Source organism: Pseudomonas ekonensis, from assembly GCF_019145435.1.
Classification (GTDB): Bacteria; Pseudomonadota; Gammaproteobacteria; order Pseudomonadales; family Pseudomonadaceae; genus Aquipseudomonas; species Aquipseudomonas ekonensis.
Genome location: NZ_JAHSTS010000003.1, coordinates 192,115 through 214,691 on the forward strand (window position 1 = coordinate 192,115; position 22,577 = coordinate 214,691).

The 22,577-nt window shown below is 66.1% G+C and carries 17 protein-coding genes and 1 pseudogene; 7 read left to right on the plus strand and 11 right to left on the minus strand.

Annotated elements, in window-relative coordinates:
* Window positions 1–39: 39 nt before the first annotated feature.
* Entirely contained in the window at window positions 40–2,112 is a 2,073-nt protein-coding gene (locus KVG96_RS24855; protein WP_217894413.1) for an autotransporter outer membrane beta-barrel domain-containing protein, read from the minus strand.
* 221 nt (window positions 2,113–2,333) lie between these two features.
* On the opposite strand from KVG96_RS24855, the pseudogene KVG96_RS27585 reads away from it, so the two are divergent.
* Window positions 2,334–2,423 (plus strand): annotated as a pseudogene (locus KVG96_RS27585) (transcriptional regulator); the annotation flags it as partial.
* Between the two features lie 39 nt (window positions 2,424–2,462).
* Here the strand turns inward: KVG96_RS27585 and KVG96_RS24860 are convergent.
* From KVG96_RS24860 to KVG96_RS24870, 3 genes are read right to left on the minus strand one after another with little or no spacing between them, the layout of a single operon-like run.
* A complete protein-coding gene (locus KVG96_RS24860) occupies window positions 2,463–3,134 on the minus strand; it encodes a GNAT family N-acetyltransferase (RefSeq protein WP_217894414.1) in 672 nt (223 codons plus the stop codon).
* A 12-nt stretch (window positions 3,135–3,146) separates the two neighbouring features.
* A complete protein-coding gene (locus tag KVG96_RS24865) occupies window positions 3,147–3,593 on the minus strand; it encodes a GNAT family N-acetyltransferase (RefSeq protein ID WP_217894415.1) in 447 nt (148 codons plus the stop codon).
* An 11-nt stretch (window positions 3,594–3,604) separates the two neighbouring features.
* Window positions 3,605–4,228, minus strand: a complete 624-nt coding sequence (locus KVG96_RS24870; protein WP_217894416.1) for an FMN-binding negative transcriptional regulator — start codon at window positions 4,226–4,228, stop codon at window positions 3,605–3,607.
* A gap of 92 nt (window positions 4,229–4,320) precedes the next feature.
* Between KVG96_RS24870 and pdxR the strand changes: the two genes are divergently transcribed.
* Window positions 4,321–5,871: a MocR-like pyridoxine biosynthesis transcription factor PdxR gene (pdxR, locus tag KVG96_RS24875; protein ID WP_217894417.1), complete on the plus strand. Its 1,551-nt coding sequence runs from the start codon at window positions 4,321–4,323 to the stop codon at window positions 5,869–5,871.
* Window positions 5,872–5,890: 19 nt separating this feature from the next.
* Here the strand turns inward: pdxR and KVG96_RS24880 are convergent, their stop codons facing one another.
* From KVG96_RS24880 to aspA, 7 genes are all read right to left on the minus strand, one after another.
* Window positions 5,891–10,504 (minus strand): dermonecrotic toxin domain-containing protein, encoded by a 4,614-nt coding sequence (locus KVG96_RS24880; protein ID WP_217894418.1) that lies wholly within the window; start codon window positions 10,502–10,504, stop codon window positions 5,891–5,893.
* Window positions 10,505–10,645: 141 nt separating this feature from the next.
* Window positions 10,646–11,746, minus strand: coding sequence for a polyamine ABC transporter substrate-binding protein (locus tag KVG96_RS24885; protein WP_217894419.1), 1,101 nt, complete (start codon window positions 11,744–11,746; stop codon window positions 10,646–10,648).
* Window positions 11,743–12,768 (minus strand): histone deacetylase family protein, encoded by a 1,026-nt coding sequence (locus KVG96_RS24890; protein ID WP_217894420.1) that lies wholly within the window; start codon window positions 12,766–12,768, stop codon window positions 11,743–11,745. The genes KVG96_RS24885 and KVG96_RS24890 overlap by 4 nt, the downstream gene beginning before the upstream one ends.
* Window positions 12,769–13,017: 249 nt before the next feature.
* Window positions 13,018–14,016 carry an AraC family transcriptional regulator gene (locus tag KVG96_RS24895; RefSeq protein ID WP_217894421.1) on the minus strand — a complete coding sequence of 333 codons (999 nt, stop codon included), beginning with the start codon at window positions 14,014–14,016 and terminating at the stop codon, window positions 13,018–13,020.
* A 108-nt stretch (window positions 14,017–14,124) separates the two neighbouring features.
* The gene (locus KVG96_RS24900) at window positions 14,125–15,129 is read right to left on the minus strand and encodes an asparaginase (RefSeq protein WP_217894422.1); all 1,005 of its coding nucleotides are present in this window, start codon (window positions 15,127–15,129) and stop codon (window positions 14,125–14,127) included.
* Window positions 15,130–15,233: 104 nt separating this feature from the next.
* Window positions 15,234–16,673, minus strand: a complete 1,440-nt coding sequence (locus KVG96_RS24905) for an alanine/glycine:cation symporter family protein (protein ID WP_217894423.1) — start codon at window positions 16,671–16,673, stop codon at window positions 15,234–15,236.
* Window positions 16,674–17,123: 450 nt separating this feature from the next.
* Window positions 17,124–18,548, minus strand: coding sequence for an aspartate ammonia-lyase (gene aspA, locus KVG96_RS24910; RefSeq protein WP_085579118.1), 1,425 nt, complete (start codon window positions 18,546–18,548; stop codon window positions 17,124–17,126).
* Window positions 18,549–18,726: 178 nt separating this feature from the next.
* On the opposite strand from aspA, the gene KVG96_RS24915 reads away from it, so the two are divergent.
* The 5 genes from KVG96_RS24915 to KVG96_RS24935 all read left to right on the plus strand — a co-directional run bounded on the left by KVG96_RS24915 (window position 18,727) and on the right by KVG96_RS24935 (window position 22,556).
* Complete coding sequence (locus KVG96_RS24915) at window positions 18,727–19,635, plus strand: LysR substrate-binding domain-containing protein (protein ID WP_217894424.1); 909 nt, start codon at window positions 18,727–18,729, stop codon at window positions 19,633–19,635.
* Window positions 19,636–19,980: 345 nt separating this feature from the next.
* Entirely contained in the window at window positions 19,981–20,472 is a 492-nt protein-coding gene (gene purE, locus KVG96_RS24920) for a 5-(carboxyamino)imidazole ribonucleotide mutase (RefSeq protein ID WP_085579114.1), read from the plus strand.
* Window positions 20,473–20,482: 10 nt separating this feature from the next.
* Window positions 20,483–21,565: a 5-(carboxyamino)imidazole ribonucleotide synthase gene (locus tag KVG96_RS24925; protein WP_217894425.1), complete on the plus strand. Its 1,083-nt coding sequence runs from the start codon at window positions 20,483–20,485 to the stop codon at window positions 21,563–21,565.
* Between the two features lie 106 nt (window positions 21,566–21,671).
* A complete protein-coding gene (locus tag KVG96_RS24930; protein ID WP_085579109.1) occupies window positions 21,672–21,917 on the plus strand; it encodes a GlsB/YeaQ/YmgE family stress response membrane protein in 246 nt (81 codons plus the stop codon).
* Between the two features lie 102 nt (window positions 21,918–22,019).
* On the plus strand, window positions 22,020–22,556 hold the full coding sequence (locus KVG96_RS24935) for a DUF3299 domain-containing protein (RefSeq protein WP_085630281.1): 537 nt from the start codon (window positions 22,020–22,022) through the stop codon (window positions 22,554–22,556).
* The last annotated feature ends 21 nt before the right edge of the window (window positions 22,557–22,577 follow it).

Sequence of the window (22,577 nt, forward strand, 5' to 3'; positions counted from 1 at the left end):
CGCTCGGCCGCTCCCGCAGGACAGATCGGGCCGGGGCCGTCAGAACGCCATGCGCCATTGGCCTGACACGCCGTGCCGGCGGCTGCGGTGACCGATATCGCCGTTGTAGCCCAAACCCAACGAATGCCTTGGCGAGACGGCCAGTTCCAGCCCTGCGTCCAGTGTCAGATTGTTGCGGTCCAACGCTGCGCCTTCCACGGTGAAGTCCCTGCCGCCGGCCGCCAGTTTCTGGCGGGTGTGGCTTTGGACGTCGCCGTAGGTGTGTTTCCACCCGGCGCTGAACCGCGGCGTCAGTTGGAGGCCGTCATCCAGTGCCTTGACGTAGGCAAGGCGCAGCCCAAGGGTGCTGCTGACGTTCTGTTGCGTCTGGCCATGGACCTGCAGCGAGGCATCGCCACCTTTTTCGGTATGACTGTCGCGCCGATAGCGTTGGATGCCGAGGCCGGCAAAGGGCTCGGCGCTGAACCGGCCATGGCCGAGGTTGTAGCCGAGCTCGGCAAAGGCCTGGCCGGTGTGCGCCTCGTATTTGCCTTTGGGCCGGTCGCTGAATCCGTTGTAGGCGACGCTGCGCTTGCTGACGCCGGCATGGTTGCCGTAGGCGGCGCCTAACCGAATGGCCATCGGGCCGCTCTGGCGCAGGGCATAGGCCCCCAGGTGCCAACTGTCGAGCCGGCCCTCGTATTGTTGCCCGTCCAGACGGGTTCGCGATTGCCCTGCGAGCATTCCCAGACGCCAATGCTCATCCGCTGCCCAGTCCGCCCCCAGCAGCAAACCCTGGGTTGCATGCCGCAAGGTGCTGGCGCTTTCGCCGCGGTCCAGCGTGCCGCCGTCGCCAAGCGCCTGCAGCCAGACGCGGCTGCCGGTTTCGCCGCCGTTGGCCAGGTGCGGCGGGTTGCGCTCCACCGAGGGGCCATCGCCCGTCTGACGCATGGCGGACAGCAGACTGGCGCCGACCGGAGCGACACTGCCCAGCGTCGCTCCCGCCAGGTTGGCGTTGCCGCCGGCGGACAGTTGGTCGAGGGCACGGGATGCGGTGATCCGGTTCGTGGTCAGCAAGGCGTTGACGGCGGCGTTGCCTGGGGCCGCCGCTTTTGCGGTGACAGCGGTCGGGCCGGATGGCGCCGTTGGGATCCGGCCGGGTGTCTCGGGGGCCGTCGGCGGCCTGTCTGTCCCGGCAGGTTGTCCGGCGACGGGCTCCTCGAGACTCTCGGCGAGTTCGCGCCCGTTTTCATTCTCGGCCACGCTTTCGAGCGGCACATTGTTGCGGGCATAGGTCAGGCCGACGGTCTGTTCGGCGTAGTTCACGGTCGGGCTCAGGAAGGCCAGATCACTGGTGACCTGACCGAACCGGCCCTCGACCTTTCCCGCTTCGATGATCGTGTGTTGACCGGTTTCCGGATAGTCGCCCGGCGCCGCGATGATGTTCAGGGTGGCGTCGCCGAGGCGGGCGGTGCCGCCGACACTGATCGTTTCGCCGCTGCCGGCGGCGTTGATCCCATAGGCCAGTTCGGCGGTCTTTTGCAGCTCAAGGTCTCCCCGCACCCGAGGCGCCCCGTGAAGCGTGTTGACCTCCAGCTTGCCGGCCACCAGCAGATGGCCGGCTTCGCCGTTGCCGCGCAAGGTCGCCCGCCGATCCACCGAGACCTGCCCGAGCACATGGCCTCGGTTGTTCAGCGTGGCGTTGTCCGCCACGAAGGCTCCGCCGGGGAAGTCCCCCGTTCCGCTCAATGTCCATTCGCCGCGCTTGATGCGCACATGATCGAAGTTGCGGCTTTCTCCCAGCTCGCTGGCGTTGGCCGTTTCAAGCTGAAGGGCATTGATCCCTTCACCGCCGTCGACGATGCCGTCGAACCGGCCTTTGCGGCTGACGCTGACCAGGTCGTGGGTGGCGTCCAGTTTCAGCGCGATGCCGTCGGCGCCGGATTCCGGCCGGGTGACCGGGATCACCTTCGTATCCGGATCCTTGAGAAAACTGTCGATGCGGGCCTTGTGCCCGTCGAGCGTCACGAGGGCGGCGGGGGGCTCCTGAGCCGTCGCGTAAGCGGCATGGCCGAGGGCGACGGCGACAGCCAGGGCCACGCAGTGTGGGCGAAACGTAGGTCGGTTGAGCATCGGGTTCTGCCTCGCTGGAAAGGAGGCCAAACTCTAAAAGTCGATGCCGGTGCGCCGATGCCGGGCGATTCTGCGTGTCGTGCAGGGGATGGAGCCCGGTTTCGTAGCCGGGAGGAGGAGGGTCGGCCGACGTTCGCCGTTTCGCCCGGCGACATGATGCCTTTGCCTACGGTCGGTGCTGAAACTTCGATTGGCGAAATGTCAGAGGCCCATCTACCGGGCACGGGGAAGGCAATCGGACGCTCAAGTCGCTGAATGCCGTGTTCCGCCCGTTCGGGCTGAAGATGGGGGGGCTGCGGGTGCGGAACGAAGACCGCTGGCCCCACAGCACCCCCGATGCAGGACGAGCCTTACGCGCGGCACTCGGCCAGGCCCTTGAGCTGCCCCGACGCCGTCTGGTTCCCGTCGCTCAGCCACCGCTCGAACCCCGCCGCCACCGCCGGCCATTCCGAATCCAGGATCGAGTACCACGCCGTGTCGCGGTTCTGGCCCTTGACCACCATGTGCTGGCGGAACACGCCTTCGAAGCTGAAGCCCAGGCGTTCGGCGGCGTATTTGGAGCGGGCGTTGGCGTTGTTGCACTTCCACTCCAGGCGGCGGTAGCCCAGGGCGAAGGATTCCTTGGCCAGCAGGTACACCGCCTCGGTGCTTTTCGGCGAGCGCTGCATCGGCGCGCCGAAGGTGACGTGGCCGATTTCGATGCGGCCCTGGGCCGGCACGATGGACATCAGGCTGAGGATGCCCTGGACCTGGCCGCTGGCGCGGTCGATCACGCTGAAGAAGTACGGGTCGCTGGCGGCGGCGTGGTTGTTCAGCCAATCGTTGAACGCGCTGCGTTCCGGGAACGGGCCGTAAGGCAGGTAATCCCACAGTTTCGGATCGGCGCCGGGGCCTTGCAGGGCCTTGAACAGGTCGTCGCCATGGCGGGCCGGGTCGAGTTTTTCCAGACGGATGAAGCGCCCTTCGATCAGGGTGGTCGAGGGGGGCGGAACGCCTTTCCAGTCAGCGAGCGGGGTGGTCATGAACGTTGATCCTCAAATGGCTTTGCGAAACTGGATGAAGCCCGGACGTTCGGCGATGCGCTCGTAGAGGCGGATCGCCGTGGCGTTGGTTTCGTGGGTCAGCCAGTGCACCTTGCAGCAGCCGTCGGCCTTGGCCGTGGCGTAGACGTGTTCGATCAGCAGGCGCCCGACGCCGGTGCCGCGGGTTTCGGGCGCCACCAGCAGGTCCTGCAGGTAGCAGGAGTTCTCGATGCTCCAGTTCGAACGGTGATAGATGAAGTGCACCATGCCGACGGCCTTGCCGTTGGCCCAGGCGAGGGCGGCATGGGTCGGTTCGTTCGGGTCGAGGAAACGCTGCCAGGTGTTCTGCGTCACGGCGTCCGGCAACTCGGTCTGGTAAAAGCGCAGGTAGGCCTGCCACAGCGGCAGCCAGGCCGCGTGGTCGTCGGCGCTGACCGGGCGGATGTCGATCTGACTCATGGTGATGGTCCTTAACGCATCAGGTGGGCGAGGGTTCGGTCGGTGAAGTCGGGGCTGGCGGCCAGCCCTTCGCGCACGCCGGCGATGTCTTCGGCGCTGCGGTTCTGGCTGAGCTTGCGTTTGCCTTCGAGGCGGTCGATGGGGATCGCGAAGCCGACGATGGCCTTGAGCATGCCGTCGATGTAGTCGGCGGGGGCGTCGTCGACTTTCCAGGGTGTGGCGCGGTTCGACTCATGGCGGTCGGTGAGGGTGCTGACGATGTCGAGCAGGCGCCCGCCGTCGCTGAAGGTCTCGGCGTGGCCGTAGGCGTGCACGGCGACGTAGTTCCAGGTCGGCACGACTTTGCCGTGCTCGGCCTTGCCCGGGTAGAACCCGGGGCTGACGTAGGCGTCGGGGCCGGCGAAGATCACCATCGCTTCGGCGCCGTCGCGCAGGTCTTTCCATTGGGGATTGGCCTTGGCCAGGTGTCCGTACAGCGTGCCGTGTTCGCCTTGCTCGCGATGCAGCAGCACGGGCACGTGGCTGGCCTGCAGCCCCTGCGCCCCGTGGCTCACCAGGATGGCGAGGCGGGTGGCGAGGATCAGTTCGTGCAGTTGGGACAGGTCGTCGACGGCAAAGGCGCGTGGGGTGTACATGAAGAAAAATTCCTTGGCGGTTGCCTGCATCCTAGGCAGGCTATTGGTCTGTTGTAAGAGCCACTCATGACCAATTTCATGGAGCCATTGCCATGGCCAGCGAGCCGTTGTCCTTGTCCTTCAACCCGGCGGGCATTGAACTGGACCGGCGCCAGGGCCTGAGCCGTCAGCTGTACCAGGCGCTGCGCCTGCGGGTGCTGGACGGGCGCCTGGCCAGCGGCATGCGCCTGCCGGCGAGCCGGGACCTGGCCGCCGCGCTGGGGATCTCCCGCAACAGCGTGGTGCGGGCCTACGATCAGCTGTATGCCGAAGGATTCATCGAAGGGCGGGTCGGCGACGGAACGTACGTGGCGCAGTTGCCGCAGGCGTCACTGTCGGCGGAAAAGTTTTCCACAAAAATATCCACAGGGTTTTCAACAGGCTTACCCACAGCCTTATCCACAAAATGCGAGGATTTGCCTGGGTATTTATCCAGCAAAGTTATCCACAGCGCGGCCTTGGAACGGGTCACGAAGAACCATTTGCCGATGCCGCCCAGCGGGCCGCCCAAGGCGTTCCGGGTCGGCGTTCCGGCGTTCGACCTGTTCCCGTTCGAGGTCTGGGCCAAGCTGAACGCGGGGTTCTGGCGCAAGCCCGACCTGGATCAGCTGTGCTACGGCGACCCGGCCGGCGATGCGCGGCTGCGCGGGATGATCGCGGCATACCTGCGCAGCTCGCGGGGCATGCAGTGCACCGCTGAACAAATTGTGATCACCAGCGGCGCGCAGCAGGGGATCAGCCTTTGTGCACAGTTGCTGGTGGAGCCGGGCGACGGTGTGGCCATCGAGAATCCGGGCTACCGGGCGGCGGGCCATGCCTTTGCGCTGGCCGGCGCGAACCTGCACGGGGTGGCGGTGGACAGCGAAGGCATCGACTGCGGCGAGCTGGAGCGGCTCGGCGATTGCCGGCTGGCCTACGTCACGCCTTCGCACCAGTACCCCAGCGGCGTGGTCATGAGCCTGGCCCGGCGCCTGGAGCTGCTGGCCTGGGCCGAGCGCACCCGGGGCTGGATCGTCGAAGACGACTACGACGGCGAATACCGCTACAGCGGCGCGCCATTGGCACCGTTGGCGGCGCTCGACCGTCAGGGCCGCGTGCTGTACGTCGGCACCTTCGGCAAGGTCGCGTTCCCGGCGCTGCGCCTGGGCTATCTGGTGCTGCCTGCGGGGCTGGTGCAGGCCTTCGCGCAGCGGCGCGCCGTGGACGTGCGCCATTCCGAGGTGAGCACCCAGGCGGTCATGGCCGAGTTCATGGCTGCGGGCCACTTTCAGCGGCATATCCGGCGCATGCGCCGCGCCGCCCTGAACCGGCTCAACTGTTTGCTGGCCCATTGGCCCGCCGGCATCCGTGGCGTCGGTCCGTTGCCCGACGTGATGGCCGGCCTGCACCTGACGGTGCCGGTCGACAGCGTGGCGCGCGAACGTGAACTGGTGGAAAAGGCCCGGAGCGCCGGCGTCGAGGTCAACGGGCTGAGCGGTTACTGGCTGCCCGACCCGTCACCGCCGGCGGACCGGCGCGCCGGCCTGGTGCTGGGGTTTGCGGCGGTGCCCGAGCCTGCGATAGCGGCTGCGCTGGCGCGCCTGGGCACCGTGTGGCGTGATTGACCGCACGGTGCCCGCCGGCTCAGGGGCTGGAGGGACCGGCTGAACGGCCCTTGAGAAACAGGTCAAGCACTTGCGGCGTGGTCAACCGGCGCAGGGCGTTGTCCACGTCGTCAAACGTGCTCAGTTCCTGGCGGGCCGTATCCGGCAGCGACTTGAGGTACTCATCGGCGAGCTTGAGGTGGGCGACGGTGAAGCCGCCGTCGGCGTCGGTCACGTTGCCGTAGTGAAAGTGGGCGACCCACAGCGGCTTGTTCTGCCGTGTCTTGTCGAGCACGCGGTATTCCTGGAACCAGTCCTTGCGTTGCCGGGTCTTGATGCGGCCGCGCGGGTCTTTGACGATGTCGATCCGGTCGTGTTCATGCAGCCACTGAAGGTAGGTTTCCCGGGGTTTGCGGCTCATGATCATGTCGCTGTAGACCCTCACGCCTTCCCGCCGGCACTTTTGCGCGGCCGACTTCAGGTCGCTGCTCAGCCTGCTGTCGATCCATTGCGTGTTTCCTGAGGCTTTCTTGCGTCCGTAGGCTGCATGGACATCCTTGGCCGCTTGCTCAAGGCGTGCTGCCTGTTGCTCGAACAGATCCTTCATGTCCGCAGGAATGCGCCGGGGGCGCCGGGAATCTGCGGTTGTGTGTTTGATGAAGAGATCGTTGTCGTTGTACAGCGCAAGGCCTTTGCCGAGGATCTGATCGTCATCCGCTGAAGGGGGCTGCACGGTGCGGCGGGGCGGCACCTTGACGATGGGCACGTTTTCCAGCGGTTCCGGTTTTGCCGCAGGGCCCGGCCGTTCCGTCTCAAGCACCCGTGGCCGCAGCTTGTTGACCTTGCCGACGGGGCGTGACGTGGACGGCCCTGTTTCCAGCCTGACCATGGCGGCGATCGGAATCTCTTCGGGGGCGGGCAGCAATTCGAGCAGGCGGCTGCGGGCCAGTTGGCGAAACTCGGCGATGAGCTGGGCGATCCGTCGGTAGCGTGTCGGCTCCAGTTGCTCGGGTGAGCTGGCCAGCAAGTCTTCCATGCGCTTTTGGCAGCCCTCCAGACGGTCGACCAGCGCAATGACGCGTTCGGTTTCCTGGGCGCTGGCGGGCCCGGGTTCCGACGCTGCGCGCCGCTCGACCAAGGCGTGCCCCGCATCCCCGGCCTCATCGAACACGCTGAAGATCATCTGCCGGGTCGCCTCGCTGGCGCTGCCCGCGCGCTCTTGCAGGCAGAGATCGACGGACATGCCGACTTCATTGGCGAGGAAGTCGAAGCGCGACAGTGGCGGCCGCAGTTTCTCCAGTTTTCCGGCGGCTTCCCGGGTCTGGCCGGTGCCGCTCATCAGTTTGGCCAAGGTGCTGTCCATGCGGTCGAGCCGTTCGACGATCGCATTGCTGACGGCGAGGGTGGCCAGTGTCGCCTCCCGTTGTTGCGCGCGTGCCGACGGCTCCGACGCCGGTGCCTGGCTCATCATCGGTTTGACATGCCTGATGTATTCGCGAAGCTTGAGCCTGACCCAGCCATTGATGCAGCGATGCTGTTCGACGGTGAGGCGTATCAGTTGCGCTTGATAGAACACACCGGTGCCGCCTTCCTTGCGCCAGTTCTCCAGGTCCGCCAGGGCCTTTGTGTAGCCGTCGCTCAAGGTGTCGGATCGCGCCAGGTAGTCGGTTAGGGTGCTTTCGGGCACCGCCGTTTGCGGATCCTGGCTCTCGGTGCGGATCACGATGTCCTCCAGCGCGGCTTTCAACGCAGGCTCCTGTGTCAGGAAAGCCTGCAGGGCTGTCCAGGCCTCGGCCATTCTCTTGGCCTTCTCCTGGCGAAATGCCCGAATCCGACCGGACGGCTGTCCCCCGCGCAACCGCAACCGAAGATCCCAGACCCACCGGCCTTCCCCGTGGTCGAACCTGATGCACAGGCCCGATCGCTCGGGATGGTCCGGATCGATGACGCTGACCGGTCCGTCCCGGTCGTAACGGACTTCGAACCAGCGGCGGCCCACCTGGGCGTAGGTCCTTCCCGCCGACTCGTGCAGATGATCCGCGTTGGGGCGCGCCTGCGCAGGCAGTCCGGGAGCCGTCACCTGCAACCGGTCCATGAGTTGTTCAAACCGTGTTCCGGAGGACGTGCGGATCCCGTTGATCGGTGCCAGCCCGCCAAGGTGCGCCTCGGGCAGTCGCGGGCTGGACAGGGCGGGTTCCTGGACGACTTTCGCAGGCATTGACGCAACGGGGGCATCGGTGAGGGGCGCTTCCTCCAGTGTCGGGTCGAGAAGTGCATTCTTGTCCGAAGGCCCCGACAGGCGCAGGCGCCGCCACGCCATTCGGTGGGTCAGCAGGATGCTCAGCGTCAGCAACACATCGCCGGTGGACGACCATTGCACCTCCGTATCGCCGCGCTCGCGGGCTTCGATCGCCTGTTGAATCTGGACGATGATTTGCCAGACCCAGACGGCGGTGCCCGCCGGGCCGCTGAGGAAGTTGGCGGCCACACCGAAAACCGCCCAGCCGCTGTCCACCAGCAATGCCCGGCGCCGCTCGGCGTTCGAGGTCGATTGGCGGTCGGCCAGCATGGCCAGGGCCTGGCTGTGGTCGCGGAACAGCGTGGCGGGGATGTCCCCCGTCAGTGGCGCGCCGGCCAGTCGGATCGAGGGGGACAGGCCGAGATGGATGAACGGCTCGAAGGCCAGGTCGGCGATGGTTCGCGGCGAGGGCATGCCGTTCGGGAACACATACTGGGCGTATTCGAAGCTGCGCCCGTCGTCGGCCAGCCAGGCGAGTACCGAGTCCCGCAGTTCGCCGGGCTGGTGGAGCGCGTACAGCAGGTTCTGTCCGGACTCGAACTGGAGCAGTGAGCGCTCCATCAGGGGCCGGTACAGCAGGCACGGACCGCTGCGGTGCTGGCCCGGGCCGATGATGTACATGCCGGTGACGGTGTCTGTCCCGCTGCCCGGGCGCAACTGCGGCATGAACGCCAGGGGACGGATCTGCACCGGCCAGTCGGCGGACGGGGCGTTGCCGGCCATGGACGCCGCCAGCCGGCAGATTTGCCGGTAGCCCCGGTCATCCACGTTGCCTTCCTGTTTGAGCTTGCACTCCAGGGCCCGCAGTTGCAGCAGGGTCGGCAACTGACGGCAATAGCGCAGCCTGTGCCGCCGGGCCTGCACCGGGTCGTCGATGAGGGTGCGCTTGATCAGTTGCGGGTAGGTTTCCCCGACGTCGATGCTTTCTGCGATGCGTACCAGAAACGCCGGCGTCAGCCAGTCCGGCGTGGCCGAATCGTCGGCGTAGGCGACGGTCGCCATGTAGGGGGGCGTGTTGCTCAGGGCGAACTGGCCGAGGGTCTGGATGCTGCGTCCGAGCGGCGAAGGCAGGGTGAAGCCGCCGGTCTCGAAGCTTTGGGTCACGGTGACCCGCACGTCGTCCAGGTGCAGTGCCGCAGCCGCTGCGCCCGGTCTCTGCGCAATGATGGCCTCGCGCATCCGCTGTTGGGCGTAGGTCTGTATGGACGCAAGGTTCATGGGTGCGAAGGCGTCCTCGGCCCCTTCGCGCAAGAGGCCCAAGGTGTTCAGGTATCCGCTGTAGGCCTGGATGTCATCGAGGGAGCCTGCCGACAGCCACGGCGGCATCGCGTCGACCAATTGGGCCATGCGTTGGTTGTCGCGGGCGCTGAGCGTCCGGATCTCGGTTCTGCGCGGTGTGAGCCGGGCCGCGGCTGAGGGGCTGGCCGGGTCGAGGGCGTCGATGGAGTCGAGCTGGCAATTCACCAGCGCCCAGGCCATGGCATCGAAGACGTTGCCCTCCGGCTCGTAGAGGCGCCACTTCAGGCTGGATCCGCCGAGGTCGACGTCGATCCGTTCGGGCAGCACGGCGCCCAACTGTTCCAGCGAATCGAAGGCTTCATAACCGTCGAAGACCGTGTACATCACGATCAGGTCGCGCCCGCCCCGGTTGGCGGTCAACACCAGCGCACCGGGCGACATCAGGTGCCGGGTGTCGATGGCCTCGGCGAAATCGAAGGCATAGTCCAGGTCCACCATGCGGGCACGGACATTCGTCAGTCCGCTGCCTTCCGGCGGGCGCGATGCCTTGTCGGGGAACCTGGAGACCTGGCGGCACAAGGCGCACAGATCTGCGTCCCAGCCGTTGACCGACTCGACGTCGAGCGCTGCCTTGAGCATGTCGGACAACGCTTGCCAGCGCGGCAGCGCACCGACGGGCTCGTTCCAGTGGTCCAACTGGGCTTGCTGGAAGTGCGCGAAGATCTGCGGTGCCTGTTCATTGAGCAGTACCGTCAGCGCATCCATGCCGACGGGCAGGTGAACCGGTTCCTCGGCATACGGCGTCAGGGTCAGGAAGTGTTCGCCCTCGATGTAGTTGGCGCTGGCTTGATCAAGGGCCAGACGCACCAGTGCATGGCTCAGCGATTCGAAGCGGCAACTGTCGCTGACCAGCGCTCCGTTGTGCTCGCGCCAGAGCGGAGACATCACCACGGCCATGTCCGGGTCGATGTCGAGGTCGGGAAAGCGCTGCTTCAGGGCGTTGCGCAATTGTTGCGCCGTGGCGGCATGCAGGGTCGGGCCCCGGCTGATCTGTTCGATCAGCCGGCTTTCGTTCAGCAGCAGCGGGACGGGCGTTTCTGTCGGGGTTTCGCTCATGGGGTCGCAACCGTTGGGAGGCCTGTGGGGAATCTCGTTCGCTGCCACGGTATCCGCGCATCGGGCGACGCCTGCGGTAGCCGGTTACCGCAGGCAAAAAAAGACCCGCACGGGTGCGGGTCTTATGTGGCCGGAGCCGGATCAGGTGCCGGACTTGATCCGGGTCCAGGCCCGGGTGCGCGCACGTTCGGCGTCGCGGGGCAGCGGCTGCAGGGTGTAGAGCGTGTTCATGGCCGCGTCGGTCGGGTACAGGTTCGGGTTGTTGCGGATCGCCGGGTCGACCTGTTGCGTGGCGTCCTTGTTGGGGTTCGGGTAACCGACGAAGTCGCTGACCGGCGCGATCACCTGCGGCTGCAGCAGGTAGTCGATGAAGGTGTAGGCGTCCTGCGGGTTCTGCGCGCCCTTGGGGATGGCGAGCATGTCGAACCAGATCGGCGCGCCTTCCTTGGGCAGGCGCATGTCCACCACCACGCCGTTCTTCGCTTCCTTGGCACGGTTGGCGGCCTGGGAGAAGCTGCCCGAGTAGCCCACCGCCACGCAGATGTCGCCGTTGGCGATGTCGGCCATGTACTTGGAGGAATGGAAGTAGGTGACGTACGGACGGATCTTCAGCAGCAGCGCCTCGGCCTTGGCGTAGTCCTGCGGGTTCTTGCTGTTGGGGTCCAGCCCCAGGTGCTGCAGGGCCAGCGGCAGGATCTCCGACGGCGAGTCGAGCAGGGCGACGCCGCACTGTTTGAGCTTGCTGATGTTCTCTTCCTTGAAGATCAGGTCCCAGCTGTCCACGGGGGCGTTGTCGCCCAGCGCCGCCTTGACCTTGGCCGGGTTGAAGCCGATCAGGATGGTGCCGTACATGTACGGCACGGCGAATTTGTTGCCCGGATCGTTGGCCTCGATCAGCTTCATCAGTTTGGGGTCCAGGTGGTTCCAGTTCAGCAGCCGGCTGCGGTCCAGCGGCTGGAACACCCCGGCCTCGATCTGCTTGGCCAGGAACACGTTGGACGGCACCACCACGTCGTAGCCGGAGTTGCCGGTCAGCAGTTTGGCCTCCAGCGCCTCGTTGGTGTCGAAGATGTCGTAGACCAGTTTGGTCTGGGTGTTCTGCGCCTTGAAATCCTCCAGGGCCTTGGGGGTGATGTAGTCGAACCAGTTGTAGACGCGCAGGGTGCGTTCTTCGGCGTGGGCCGCGCCGCCGAGCAGTGCGGCGCACAGCGCGGAGGCGATCAGGGGCTTGAGGCTGTTCATTGTTCAAAACCTTCGAGCACGTTCACCGCATTGATGCCGATTTCCTCCACGGCGTAGCCGCCCTCCATGACGAACAGCGTCGGCTTGCCCAGGGCGGCGATGCGCTTGCCCATGGCCAGGTAGTCCGGGCTGTCGAGCTTGAACTGCGAGATCGGGTCGTCCTTGAAGGTGTCGACGCCCAGGGACACGACGACGATGTCGGCGCCGTAGCGCTCGATCTCTTTGCAAGCCTGCTCCAGCGCGGCGCTCCAGACGTCCCAGCCTGCGCCTGCCGGCAGCGGGTAGTTGAAGTTGAAGCCTTCGCCGGCGCCTTCGCCGCGCTCGTCTTCATAGCCGAGGAAGAACGGGAATTCCGCCTCCGGGTGGCCATGGATCGAGGTGAACAGCACGTCGCTGCGCTCGTAGAAAATCGACTGGGTGCCGTTGCCGTGGTGATAGTCCACGTCGAGGATCGCGACTTTCTTGTGGCCCTGGTCGAGGAACGCCTGGGCGGCGATGGCGGCGTTGTTGAGGTAGCAGTAGCCGCCCATCAGGTCGCCGGCGGCGTGGTGTCCCGGCGGACGGCACAGGGCGAAGGCGCTGTGGGCGCCGCGCTGGATCGCTGCCTGGGCGGTCAACGCCGTTTGCGCGGCGCTGTAGGCCGCCTGCCAGGTGCCGGCGGTGATCGGCGCGCCGCCGTCGAAGCTGTAGTAGCCGAGCTGGCCGTGCAGGCTGGTCGGCTTAACCTGGCGCAAGGTGCGCGCCGGCCAGGTGTAGGGCAGCAGGTCGCCGTCAGTGTTGAGTTCGGCCCAGCGCGCCCAGGCGCCCTTGAAGAAATCGAGGTAGTCGCGGCTGTGGATGCGGGCGATCGGCTCGAGGCCGAAATCCTTCGGCGCCTGCACCGGGCCCAGGTTCTGGTGCTTGACCCGTTGCAGCACGTGGTCGGCGCGGGACGGCATCTCGAAGCACGGCTTGAGCTGGCCGTCGATGAGTTCGCAGCGGCCGTGGTGCAGGTGGTGGTCGTCCGAGTAGATCGTCAGCATTTGTTGTTCTCCGCAGGGCTGATTCGGTTGAACACAGTGTTGCGGCACTGAACGGTGCGGAGAACGGCGGGAGCGGCCAAAAGGGGATCGATGCGGCCAAAAGTGCTGACCTCAATTCGCCCCTCCCCTGACGGCAGCAGCCTCGGTGCCTGTGGGGGCGAGCTTGCTCGCGATGGCTGACTATCGGGCAATGAGGCGCTGGATGATCCGCCGTTATCGTGAGCAGGCTCGCTGCTGCCGAGGCAGGGCTCAGCCGTGGGGGCGGAACTGGCTGGGGGCAACGCCGCTCCAGCGCACGAACGCATGGCGGAAGCTTGCGGTCTCGCTGAAGCCCAGGGTCTCGGCGATGCGGTAGATCGGCATCTGGTCTTCGCAGAGCATCTGCTTGGCCCGCTCGAAGCGCAGCTCATCGAGCAGTTCCTGATAGCTGCAGCCCATGTCCTTGAGGTGCCGGCGCAGGGTGCGCGGCGAGCAGTTCATCTGCTGCGCCAGCCCCTCCAGCCCCGGCGCGCAATTGAGCTGCGCGCCGAGCAACTGGCGGATCCGTCCCAGCCAGGCCTGGCGCCCGGTGAACTCGGTGTTCTGCTTGCGGCAGCGCTCGGCCATGGCCTGGTGGGTGATGGTGTCGGCCAGCGGCAGCGGCTGGTCGAGCCAGCGCCGTTCGAACGCGAAGGCGTTGTCCTTGGCGCGAAAGTGCAGCGGGCAGCCGAAGGGCTCGGCGTAGCTGTCGCGGTAGTCCGGGGCGGCGTGTTCGAAACGGGCGGCGCGCAACGGCAGCGGGTGGCCGAGCAGGTCGTCGCAGATGACTTTCAGCGAGACCAGGCAGAACTCGGCGTTGAACACCGCCATCGCCGGGCTCTCGCGGTAGTCGGCGGCGACGAACCAGACCTGTTCGCCGTCGTCCTCCAGGCTCAGTTCGAACAGGGTGCCCAGCAGCGCCGGATAACGGATCGCCAGGCGCAGGGCGTCACCGAAGGTGGCACAGGTGAGCAGGGCGTAACCGAGTATCCCGTAGCAGGAAACATGCATGCGCCGGCCCAGTTCCAGGCCGATGTCGTGCTTGAGCGCCACGGCGTTGGCGCACACCTGCATCTCCTGGTTGGTGGTGATGCGCGTGTCGGCGCGGCTCAGGTCCGCCGCGCTGATGCCGCTGCCGGCCAGCAGCGCGTCGCCGGACAGCCCTTGGTCCTTGAACGTGTTGAGGATCAGGGAGACGGCGTTGAGGGTGGTGAGGTGGGAGTGGAGCATGGGATCTTCCAGCCTGGGGATGGCTGGAACGCAGCAAGTTGCATGCCGGATGAAAATTCCCTGCGGGCGCGAGCCTGCCCGTGCCCACAGGGGATCTGTGGCGTCAGGTCAGGCGAGCTCGCCGCACAGGTCCAGTTCGACCAGGCGCCGCACGTCGGCGTCGCTCAGCCCCGCGCCCAGCAGCGCGTTCAGCTTGCCGAACGCCGCCTCGCGGGTCATGCCGCCGCCGGACAGGACGCCCACGCCGCGCAAACGGCTGCCGGCCTCGTAGATGTCCAGCTCGACCCCGCCCTCATGGCATTGCGTCACGGCGACGACCACCACGCCCTTGTCCCGCGCCCGGCCGAGGCTGGCGAGGAATTCGGGGTTGTCGCTCGGGCCGGTGCCGCTGCCGTAGCACTCCAGCACCAGGCCCTGGATGCCGCTGGCGGTCAGGCCGTCGACGACCTGTGCCGAAATGCCCGGGAACAGCGGCAGCACCGCGACGTTCGCCAGTTGCTTGGGGGCGCCGTAGGTCAGTTGGGCAGGCAGCGAAGCGGCGTGCGTGCCGCCGCCCTGGCGCTCCAGCCGCTTGAACGGGTGGCGCCCGAAGCTGCGCACCTTCGCGCAGCGGGTGGGCGCCAGCAGCTCGCCGTGGAAGTACAGGTGCACGCCCGGCGCCAGGCCCTGGCCGAGGGCGGTCAGCGCACCGCTGAGGTTCTCCCATGCGTCGCTGTCGGTGACGCCGGCCGGCAGCATCGAGCCGGTGAAGCACACGCGGGCATGCAGGCCCAGCAGTTGGAAGCTCATGGCAGCGGCGCTGTAGGCCAGGGTGTCGGTGCCGTGCAGGATCAGCACGCTGTCGCAGCCCTGCACGTCGACGGCATCGACCACCGCTTCGCGCAGTTGCTGCCAGTAGGCCGGGGTCATGTTGGCGCTGTCGATCAGCGGCGCCATCTCACGGAAGCGCCACTGCGGCACCACCAGTTCAGGCTGGCCGTGCAGGTAGTCGCGCATCCGCGCCTCGAAACCGGAGGCCGGGGCCAGGCCGTTGGCGCTGGCCTGCATGCCGATGGTGCCGCCGGTGTACAGCACCATGACGTGCTGGGCGGCAGGGTAGGTCGAAGGGTTCATGGGATTCTCCGAAACGGTGAGGTGCTGTGGGAGCGGGCAAGCCCGCTCCGACATTTAACGCACTGTAACCGACGGGCGCAGAGGATGCGCCCGCCGTTCACCCGTCAGCGTTGCGCTGCGGGCACGCCTTGCGGCTCGGCCTGGGTGGCCGGCGAAGTTTCGGCGGGCCAGGCCTTCAGGTCCAGGTCCAGGTCGGCGAACTTGCGCGAGTCGAACACCGGCTGATCGACGCCGGCGCGGCGCTGCTCGTCGTAGTCGCGCATCACCCGCAGGCCGACCTTGAACAGCATGGCCAGGGCCATCAGGTTGACGAAGGCCAGGCAGGTCATGGTGATGTCGGCGAAGGCGAACACGGTCGACAGGTCCTGCATCGAACCCCAGACCACCAGCGCCAGCACCAGGCCGCGGAACACCATCAGCACCACGCGGTTGCGGCTGAGGAACTGCAGGCTGTTCTCGCCCAGGTAGTAGTTGTAGAGGATGCAGGTGAACACGAACAGCGACAGCGCGACGCTGACGAACAGGCGGCCCCAGTCGCCGACCACGGCGGCCAGCGAGTTCTGGGTCAGGACGATGCCGTCGCCTTCGAAGCCTGGGGTGTAGAAGCCCGACAGCAGGATCAGCAGTGCGGTGCAGGTGCAGATCACGAAGGTGTCGAGGAACACGCTGAAGGCCTGGACCACGCCCTGGGCGCCCGGGTGTTTCACGGCAGCCACGGCGGCGACGTTCGGCGCGCTGCCCAGGCCCGCTTCGTTGGCGAACACGCCACGCTTCACGCCCATGACAATGGCGCTGCCGAGCAGGCCGCCGAAGGCCGGGTCGAGGCCGAAGGCGCTCTTGAAGATGGTCTCAAGCATGGCCGGAACGTGTTCGATCTGGGTGCCGATCACGTACAGGGTCACGGCGATGTAGGCCAGGGTCTTGACCGGCACCAGCAGGTCGGACACCGCGGCGATGCGCTTGATGCCGCCGATGAAGGTGATGGCCAGCAGCACCGCCAGGACGATGCCGGTGTGGCGCGGGTCGAAGTCGAAGGCGTTCTGCAGCGAGTGGGTCACGGTGTAGGACTGCAGGCCGATGAAGGCGAAGCCGTAGGTGACCAGCAGCAGGATGGAGAACACCACCGCCATGCCTTTGAGCTTCAGGCCGTGCTGGATGTAGTAGGCCGGGCCGCCGCGGTACAGGCCGTCGCCGTCGGCGCGCTTGTAGACCTGGGCCAGGGTGCATTCGAAGAAGCTGCTGGACATTCCGACCAGTGCGGTCACCCACATCCAGAACACCGCGCCCGGGCCGCCCAGGGTCACGGCGATGCCGACACCGGCGATGTTGCCCGCACCGACGCGGCCGGCGAGGCTGAGCATCAGGGCCTGGAACGAGCTGAGTTGCCCGGCGTTGCCTTTGAGGCTGTCGCGGAACACTGCGAACATGTGGGTGAAGTGGCGCAGTTGAACGAAACGCGAGCGAATCGTGAAGTAGCTGCCGAGCCCGACAATGAGCAAGATCAGTACTTTGCCTGAGAGGAAGTCGTTGATGACTTCTAGCATGGATTTTTCCTCGCTGTTTTTTGTGTAAGCAAATGCTGGACGGTCTGAAACATCGCGTTACACCGGTGTGCGTGCGGCACAACAGGCGAGGCGAAGGTTTCGTCCCGGTTCCATATCGCGGGTTTGTTATTAGTTCGGGTTTCGCATGGGTTTGGGCCTCGTTACCGACGACCGCTCACGCGAAGAGGGGCGGCACTATACCTATCAGTGCGGCGCCCGTCTGCACGGTTGTGGTGCAAGCGACGGAACGTAGGCTTTGAAACACCCGGCGTTACCGGCGCCGGGCTTGTGTGGAGGTTGCTCTTTTTTGTGCGAGCAATCCCCAGACATACGGGTCTCAGGATCGGAAAGTTAAAAAAAAGGGCTTGGGGAGCGATCCCCAAGCCCTCAAAAGGTGAGAGGTGTCTAGTCCCTCGACCTGGTGAGCGGTACAGCGAATTTCGCGTCGGTTCAGGCTTTGAGCGGAACCAGACGTGGGGCGATCATGTTTTCCGGGCGCAGGATGTCGGCGAGCATGGCGTCGTCGAGCAGGCCTTCTTCGCGCACCAGTTCCAGCACGCCGCGGCCGGTCTCGAGGGCGACGCGGGCGATGCGGGTGGCGTTCTTGTAGCCGATGTACGGGTTCAGCGCGGTGACCAGGCCGATCGAGTGCTCGACCAGTTCGCGGCAGCGGGCTTCGTTGGCGGTGATGCCGACGATGCAGTGCTCGCGCAGCATGTCCATGGCGCGTTGCAGCAGGCGGATCGAGTCGAGGATCTTGAAGGCGATCAGTGGCTCCATCACGTTCAGCTGCAGTTGGCCGCCTTCGGCCGCCATGGTCAGCGCCAGGTCGTTGCCGATGACCTGGAAGGCCACCTGGTTCACGGCTTCCGGGATCACCGGGTTGACCTTGCCTGGCATGATCGAGCTGCCTGGCTGACGCGCCGGCAGGTTGATCTCGTTGATGCCGGTGCGCGGGCCGCTGGACAGCAGGCGCAGGTCGTTGCAGATCTTCGACAGCTTGACCGCGGTGCGCTTGAGCATGCCGGAGAACAGCACGAAGGCGCCCATGTCGGAGGTGGCTTCGATCAGGTCGGCGGCCGGCACCAGCGGCTGGCCGCTGATCAGTGCCAGGCGCTGCACGGCCAGGGCCTGGTAGCGCGGGTCGGCGTTGATGCCGGTGCCGATGGCGGTGCCGCCCAGGTTCACTTCGGTCAGCACTTCCGGGGCCAGCGTCTTCAGGCGGGCCAGGTCTTCGCCCATGGTGGTGGCGAAGGCGCGGAACTCTTGGCCCAGGGTCATCGGCACGGCGTCCTGCAGCTGGGTGCGGCCCATCTTCAGGACGTGGTTGAATTCTTCACCCTTGGCCGCGAACGCCTGGATCAGGCTGTCGAGGCTGGCCAGCAGCGCGTCGTGACCCAGCAGCAGACCCAGGCGGATCGCGGTCGGGTAGGCGTCGTTGGTCGACTGCGCCATGTTCACGTCGTCGTTCGGGTGCAGGTACTGGTATTCGCCTTTCTGGTGACCCATCGCTTCCAGCGCGATGTTGGCGATCACTTCGTTGGCGTTCATGTTGGTGGACGTACCGGCGCCACCTTGAATCATGTCGACCACGAACTCTTCGTGGAAATCGCCGCGGATCAGTCGGGCACAGGCTTCGCTGATGGCAGCGTGCTTGGCTTCGCTCAGATGGCCCAGCTCACGGTTGGCGTCAGCGGCGGCCTGTTTGACCATGGCCAGACCGACCACCAGCTTCGGGTAATGCGAGATCGGAACGCCGGAGAGACGGAAGTTGTTCACCGCTCGCAGGGTCTGGATGCCGTAGTACGCTTGAGCCGGTACTTCGAGGGAGCCAAGCAGGTCGTTTTCTGTGCGGAAAGATGCAGCGGAGGACATGATAGAAATCATCTCGATATGGACCCGGTCTGTGCCGGAACGCTGCGAATGCTAGGCTTGTGGGAATTTTTGGGCCAATGCTGTTAAACACTGCCCTATGCGCATTCGGCATAATGCCCGTGTGACGCCGCTCGCGCGGCAGACGTGTGACCTATTTTGGTGCGCCCCGGAGGGTGTGATGAATCTGGAAAGCAAATGGCTTGAGGACTTCAGTGCCCTGGCCGCCACCCGCAGCTTCTCGCAGGCGGCTGAACGGCGCTTCGTGACCCAGCCTGCGTTCAGCCGACGGATCCGCAGCCTGGAGGCCGCGCTGGGGCTGACCCTGGTCAACCGTTCGCGCACGCCCATCGAGCTGACGGCGGCGGGGCAACTGTTCCTCGTGACGGCGCGCACGGTGGTCGAACAGCTCGGCGAAGTGCTGCGCCACCTGCACCATCTGGAGGGTGGGCAGGGCGAGGTGATCCAGGTGGCGGCGGCGCACTCCCTGGCGCTGGGCTTCTTTCCGCGCTGGATCGCGCAGTTGCGCAACGAAGGCCTGAACATCGCCACGCGGTTGGTGGCGACCAACGTCGGCGACGCCGTGCATGCCCTGCGCGAAGGCGGCTGCGACCTGATGCTGGCCTTCTATGACCCGGATGCGGCGATGCAGATGGACGCGGACATCTTCCCGTCGCTGCACCTGGGCCACACCGAAATGCTGCCGGTGTGCGCGGCGGACGCCAACGGCCGGCCGCTGTTCGACCTGGAAGGCGAGGCGAGCGTGCCGCTGCTGGCCTACAGCGCGGGGGCGTTCCTGGGGCGTTCGGTGAACGGCCTGCTGCGCCAGCGCCAATTGCGCTTCACCACCGTCTACGAGACCGCCATGGCCGACAGCCTCAAGAGCATGGCGCTCGAAGGCCTGGGGATCGCCTGGGTGCCGCAGTTGAGCGTGCGCGCCGAACTGGCCCGCGGCGAACTGGTGATCTGCGGCGGCCCGCAGTGGCATGTGCCGCTGGAGATCCGCCTGTACCGCTGCGCGCTGGTGCGCAAAGCCAACGTGCGGCTGCTGTGGCGCAAGCTCGAGGGCGGAGCCGCGCAAACGGCTTGAGCCCACCCGACAACCGTGTGGGAGCTGGCTTGCCGGCGAAAGCAGCGGGTCAGGCAACCTCTGCATTGACGGGGCAGACGCCATCGCTTGCAAGTCGAGTCGTCGCACCGCAGCTCCCACAGGGATCGAGCGGTGCGCAAGCACTGACCTTCGGGTCAATAAAACCGGGGCTTTGCGGCAGATGACAGATGGTCGAGACGGGGGCTGTTTATTGGCTTCTTTGCGGTATACTGCGCGGCCTTCGGCCGGTTTGTCCGGCCATTTTCCGTACAATCAAGCCACGCAACTTGCGTGGCTTGTTGTTTTTGACGCGCCTGCGGGCGCCCAGAGAGAAGAGGCGCGACGATGAGTGCACTGGTTGGCGTGATCATGGGCTCCAAGTCCGATTGGTCCACCCTTAGCCACACCGCCGATATGCTGGAAAAGCTCGGCATCCCCTACGAGGTGAAAGTGGTTTCCGCCCACCGCACCCCGGACCTGCTGTTCCAGTACGCCGAAGAGGCCGAAGGCCGCGGCATCGAGGTGATCATCGCCGGTGCCGGCGGTGCGGCGCACCTGCCGGGCATGTGCGCGGCCAAGACCCACTTGCCGGTGCTGGGCGTGCCGGTGCAGTCGGCCATGCTCTCGGGCGTCGATTCGCTGCTGTCGATCGTGCAGATGCCGGCCGGCGTTCCGGTCGCCACCCTGGCCATCGGCAAGGCCGGCGCGATCAACGCCGCGCTGCTGTCGGCCAGCATCCTGGGCGCCAAGCACCCGCAGTTCCACGCGGTGCTGAAGACCTTCCGCGCCGAGCAGACTGACAGCGTCCTGGACAATCCAGACCCACGCATTGCCTGAGGTTGTTGAGATGAAGATCGGTGTGATCGGTGGCGGCCAGTTGGGCCGCATGCTGGCCCTGGCGGGCACCCCGCTGGGCATGAACTTCGCTTTCCTGGATCCTGCGCCGGACGCCTGTGCCGCCGCGCTGGGCGAACACCTGCGGGCCGACTACGGCGATCAGGACCACCTGCGCCAACTGGCCGATGAAGTCGACCTGGTGACCTTCGAGTTCGAAAGCGTCCCGGCCGAGACCGTGGCGTTCCTCTCCCAGTTCGTGCCGGTGTACCCGAGCGCCGAAGCCTTGCGCATCGCCCGCGACCGCTGGTTCGAGAAGAGCATGTTCAAGGAGCTGGGGATTCCGACCCCGGCGTTCGCCGACATCCAGTCGCAGGCCGATCTGGACGCCGCCGTGGCGGCCATCGGCCTGCCGGCCGTGCTCAAGACCCGCACCCTGGGCTACGACGGCAAGGGCCAGAAGGTCCTGCGCACGCCTGAGGATGTGGCCGGCACGTTCGCCGAGCTGGGCAGCGTGGCCTGCCTGCTGGAAGGCTTCGTGCCGTTCACCGGCGAAGTCTCGCTGATCGCCGTGCGCGCCCGTGACGGGGAGACCCGGTTCTACCCGCTGGTGCACAACACCCACGACAGCGGCATCCTCAAGCTGTCGGTGGCCAGCACCGATCACCCGTTGCAGGCCCTGGCCGAAGACTACTCCAGCCGTGTGCTGACCAAGCTGAACTACGTCGGCGTGATGGCGTTCGAGTTCTTCGAGGTCGACGGCGGCCTGAAGGCCAACGAAATCGCCCCGCGGGTGCACAACTCCGGGCACTGGACCACCGAAGGCGCCGAGTGCAGCCAGTTCGAGAACCACCTGCGGGCGGTGGCCGGCCTGCCGCTGGGCTCGACCGCCAAGGTCGGCGAGAGCGCGATGCTCAACTTCATCGGCAAGGTGCCGGAGACCGAGAAAGTGCTGGCCATCGCCGATTGCCACCTGCACCACTACGGCAAGGCGTTCAAGGCCGGGCGCAAGGTCGGCCACGCCAACCTGCGCTGTGCCGACAAGGCGACCCTGGCGCAGCAGATCCTCAAGGTCGAGGCGCTGATCGCCGAGTGACGAGAGTTTCATCTGGCGGCGGCGGAACCTTCGGGGGCCGCCGTTCTCTGATGGCAGGATGCCAAAGTCTGGCTAGGCTATAGCCAATCAATCAGAGGGAAATGCCATGGGAATTATCGGTACCATCTTCATCGGCCTGATCGTCGGCCTGCTGGCGCGGTTCCTCAAGCCGGGCGACGACAGCATGGGCTGGATCATGACCATCCTGCTGGGTATCGGCGGTTCGCTGGCGGCCACCTACGGCGGCCAGGCCCTGGGCATTTACCACGCAGGCCAGGCCGCCGGCTTCTTCGGCGCGCTGGTCGGCGCGATCATCCTGCTGGTGATCTACGGCCTGATCAAAAAGAGCTGATCCAAAGCGACAAGGCCCTTCCCGCAGGTCCTGCGGGAAGGGCCGCAATGCTCGGCGATCCGCGGTTCCTTCCTTTCACGAGCATTCTCAACGAGCCCCTTCATGCGTCGTCTTCTGTTGACTCTCCTTTTGCTGGGCAGCGGTCTGGCCCACGCCGGCGAACTGCCGGAAACCGACTGGCTGGAACTGATGCCCAAGTCGGACCAGAAAGCCCTCGAAGCCATGCCCGAAATCGACCACAACTCCCCGGAGGCCAACGGCACCTTCACCCAGAAGGGCGGGATGAAACAGGCCAAGGGCCTGCCGGCGGTGATGTATTCGACCAAGACCGTGGCGTCGATGAACGACAAGCGCATCCGCATCGGCGGCTATCCGGTGCCGCTGGAGTCGGACGCCAAGGGCCGCAGCACGCTGTTCTTCCTGGTGCCGTACCCGGGCGCCTGCATCCACGTGCCGCCACCGCCGCCCAACCAATTGGTGCTGGTGCGCTATCCCAAGGGCCTGAAGCTGGACGACATCTACACGCCGCTGTGGGTGACCGGCACGCTGAAGGTCGAGAAGGTCAGCAATGACCTGGCCGACGCAGCGTATGCGCTGGATGCGGACAAGGTGAAGGTGGTGCAGGAATCGGATCTCTGATCAACCCGCCAAACCACTGCG

What these genes read in the sequence shown, in the direction of transcription:
- KVG96_RS24930 (WP_085579109.1), top strand. Translation starts at nt 21,672, where the DNA reads ATGGGAATTATCGGTACCATCTTCATCGGCCTGATCGTCGGCCTGCTG.
- KVG96_RS24855 (WP_217894413.1), bottom strand. Translation starts at nt 2,112, where the DNA reads ATGCTCAACCGACCTACGTTTCGCCCACACTGCGTGGCCCTGGCTGTC.
- aspA (WP_085579118.1), bottom strand. Translation starts at nt 18,548, where the DNA reads ATGTCCTCCGCTGCATCTTTCCGCACAGAAAACGACCTGCTTGGCTCC.
- KVG96_RS24885 (WP_217894419.1), bottom strand. Translation starts at nt 11,746, where the DNA reads ATGAACAGCCTCAAGCCCCTGATCGCCTCCGCGCTGTGCGCCGCACTG.
- KVG96_RS24870 (WP_217894416.1), bottom strand. Translation starts at nt 4,228, where the DNA reads ATGTACACCCCACGCGCCTTTGCCGTCGACGACCTGTCCCAACTGCAC.
- pdxR (WP_217894417.1), top strand. Translation starts at nt 4,321, where the DNA reads ATGGCCAGCGAGCCGTTGTCCTTGTCCTTCAACCCGGCGGGCATTGAA.
- KVG96_RS24905 (WP_217894423.1), bottom strand. Translation starts at nt 16,673, where the DNA reads ATGCTAGAAGTCATCAACGACTTCCTCTCAGGCAAAGTACTGATCTTG.
- KVG96_RS24865 (WP_217894415.1), bottom strand. Translation starts at nt 3,593, where the DNA reads ATGAGTCAGATCGACATCCGCCCGGTCAGCGCCGACGACCACGCGGCC.
- KVG96_RS24900 (WP_217894422.1), bottom strand. Translation starts at nt 15,129, where the DNA reads ATGAACCCTTCGACCTACCCTGCCGCCCAGCACGTCATGGTGCTGTAC.
- KVG96_RS24860 (WP_217894414.1), bottom strand. Translation starts at nt 3,134, where the DNA reads ATGACCACCCCGCTCGCTGACTGGAAAGGCGTTCCGCCCCCCTCGACC.
- KVG96_RS24925 (WP_217894425.1), top strand. Translation starts at nt 20,483, where the DNA reads ATGAAGATCGGTGTGATCGGTGGCGGCCAGTTGGGCCGCATGCTGGCC.
- KVG96_RS24890 (WP_217894420.1), bottom strand. Translation starts at nt 12,768, where the DNA reads ATGCTGACGATCTACTCGGACGACCACCACCTGCACCACGGCCGCTGC.
- KVG96_RS24915 (WP_217894424.1), top strand. Translation starts at nt 18,727, where the DNA reads ATGAATCTGGAAAGCAAATGGCTTGAGGACTTCAGTGCCCTGGCCGCC.
- KVG96_RS24880 (WP_217894418.1), bottom strand. Translation starts at nt 10,504, where the DNA reads ATGAGCGAAACCCCGACAGAAACGCCCGTCCCGCTGCTGCTGAACGAA.
- purE (WP_085579114.1), top strand. Translation starts at nt 19,981, where the DNA reads ATGAGTGCACTGGTTGGCGTGATCATGGGCTCCAAGTCCGATTGGTCC.
- KVG96_RS24895 (WP_217894421.1), bottom strand. Translation starts at nt 14,016, where the DNA reads ATGCTCCACTCCCACCTCACCACCCTCAACGCCGTCTCCCTGATCCTC.
- KVG96_RS24935 (WP_085630281.1), top strand. Translation starts at nt 22,020, where the DNA reads ATGCGTCGTCTTCTGTTGACTCTCCTTTTGCTGGGCAGCGGTCTGGCC.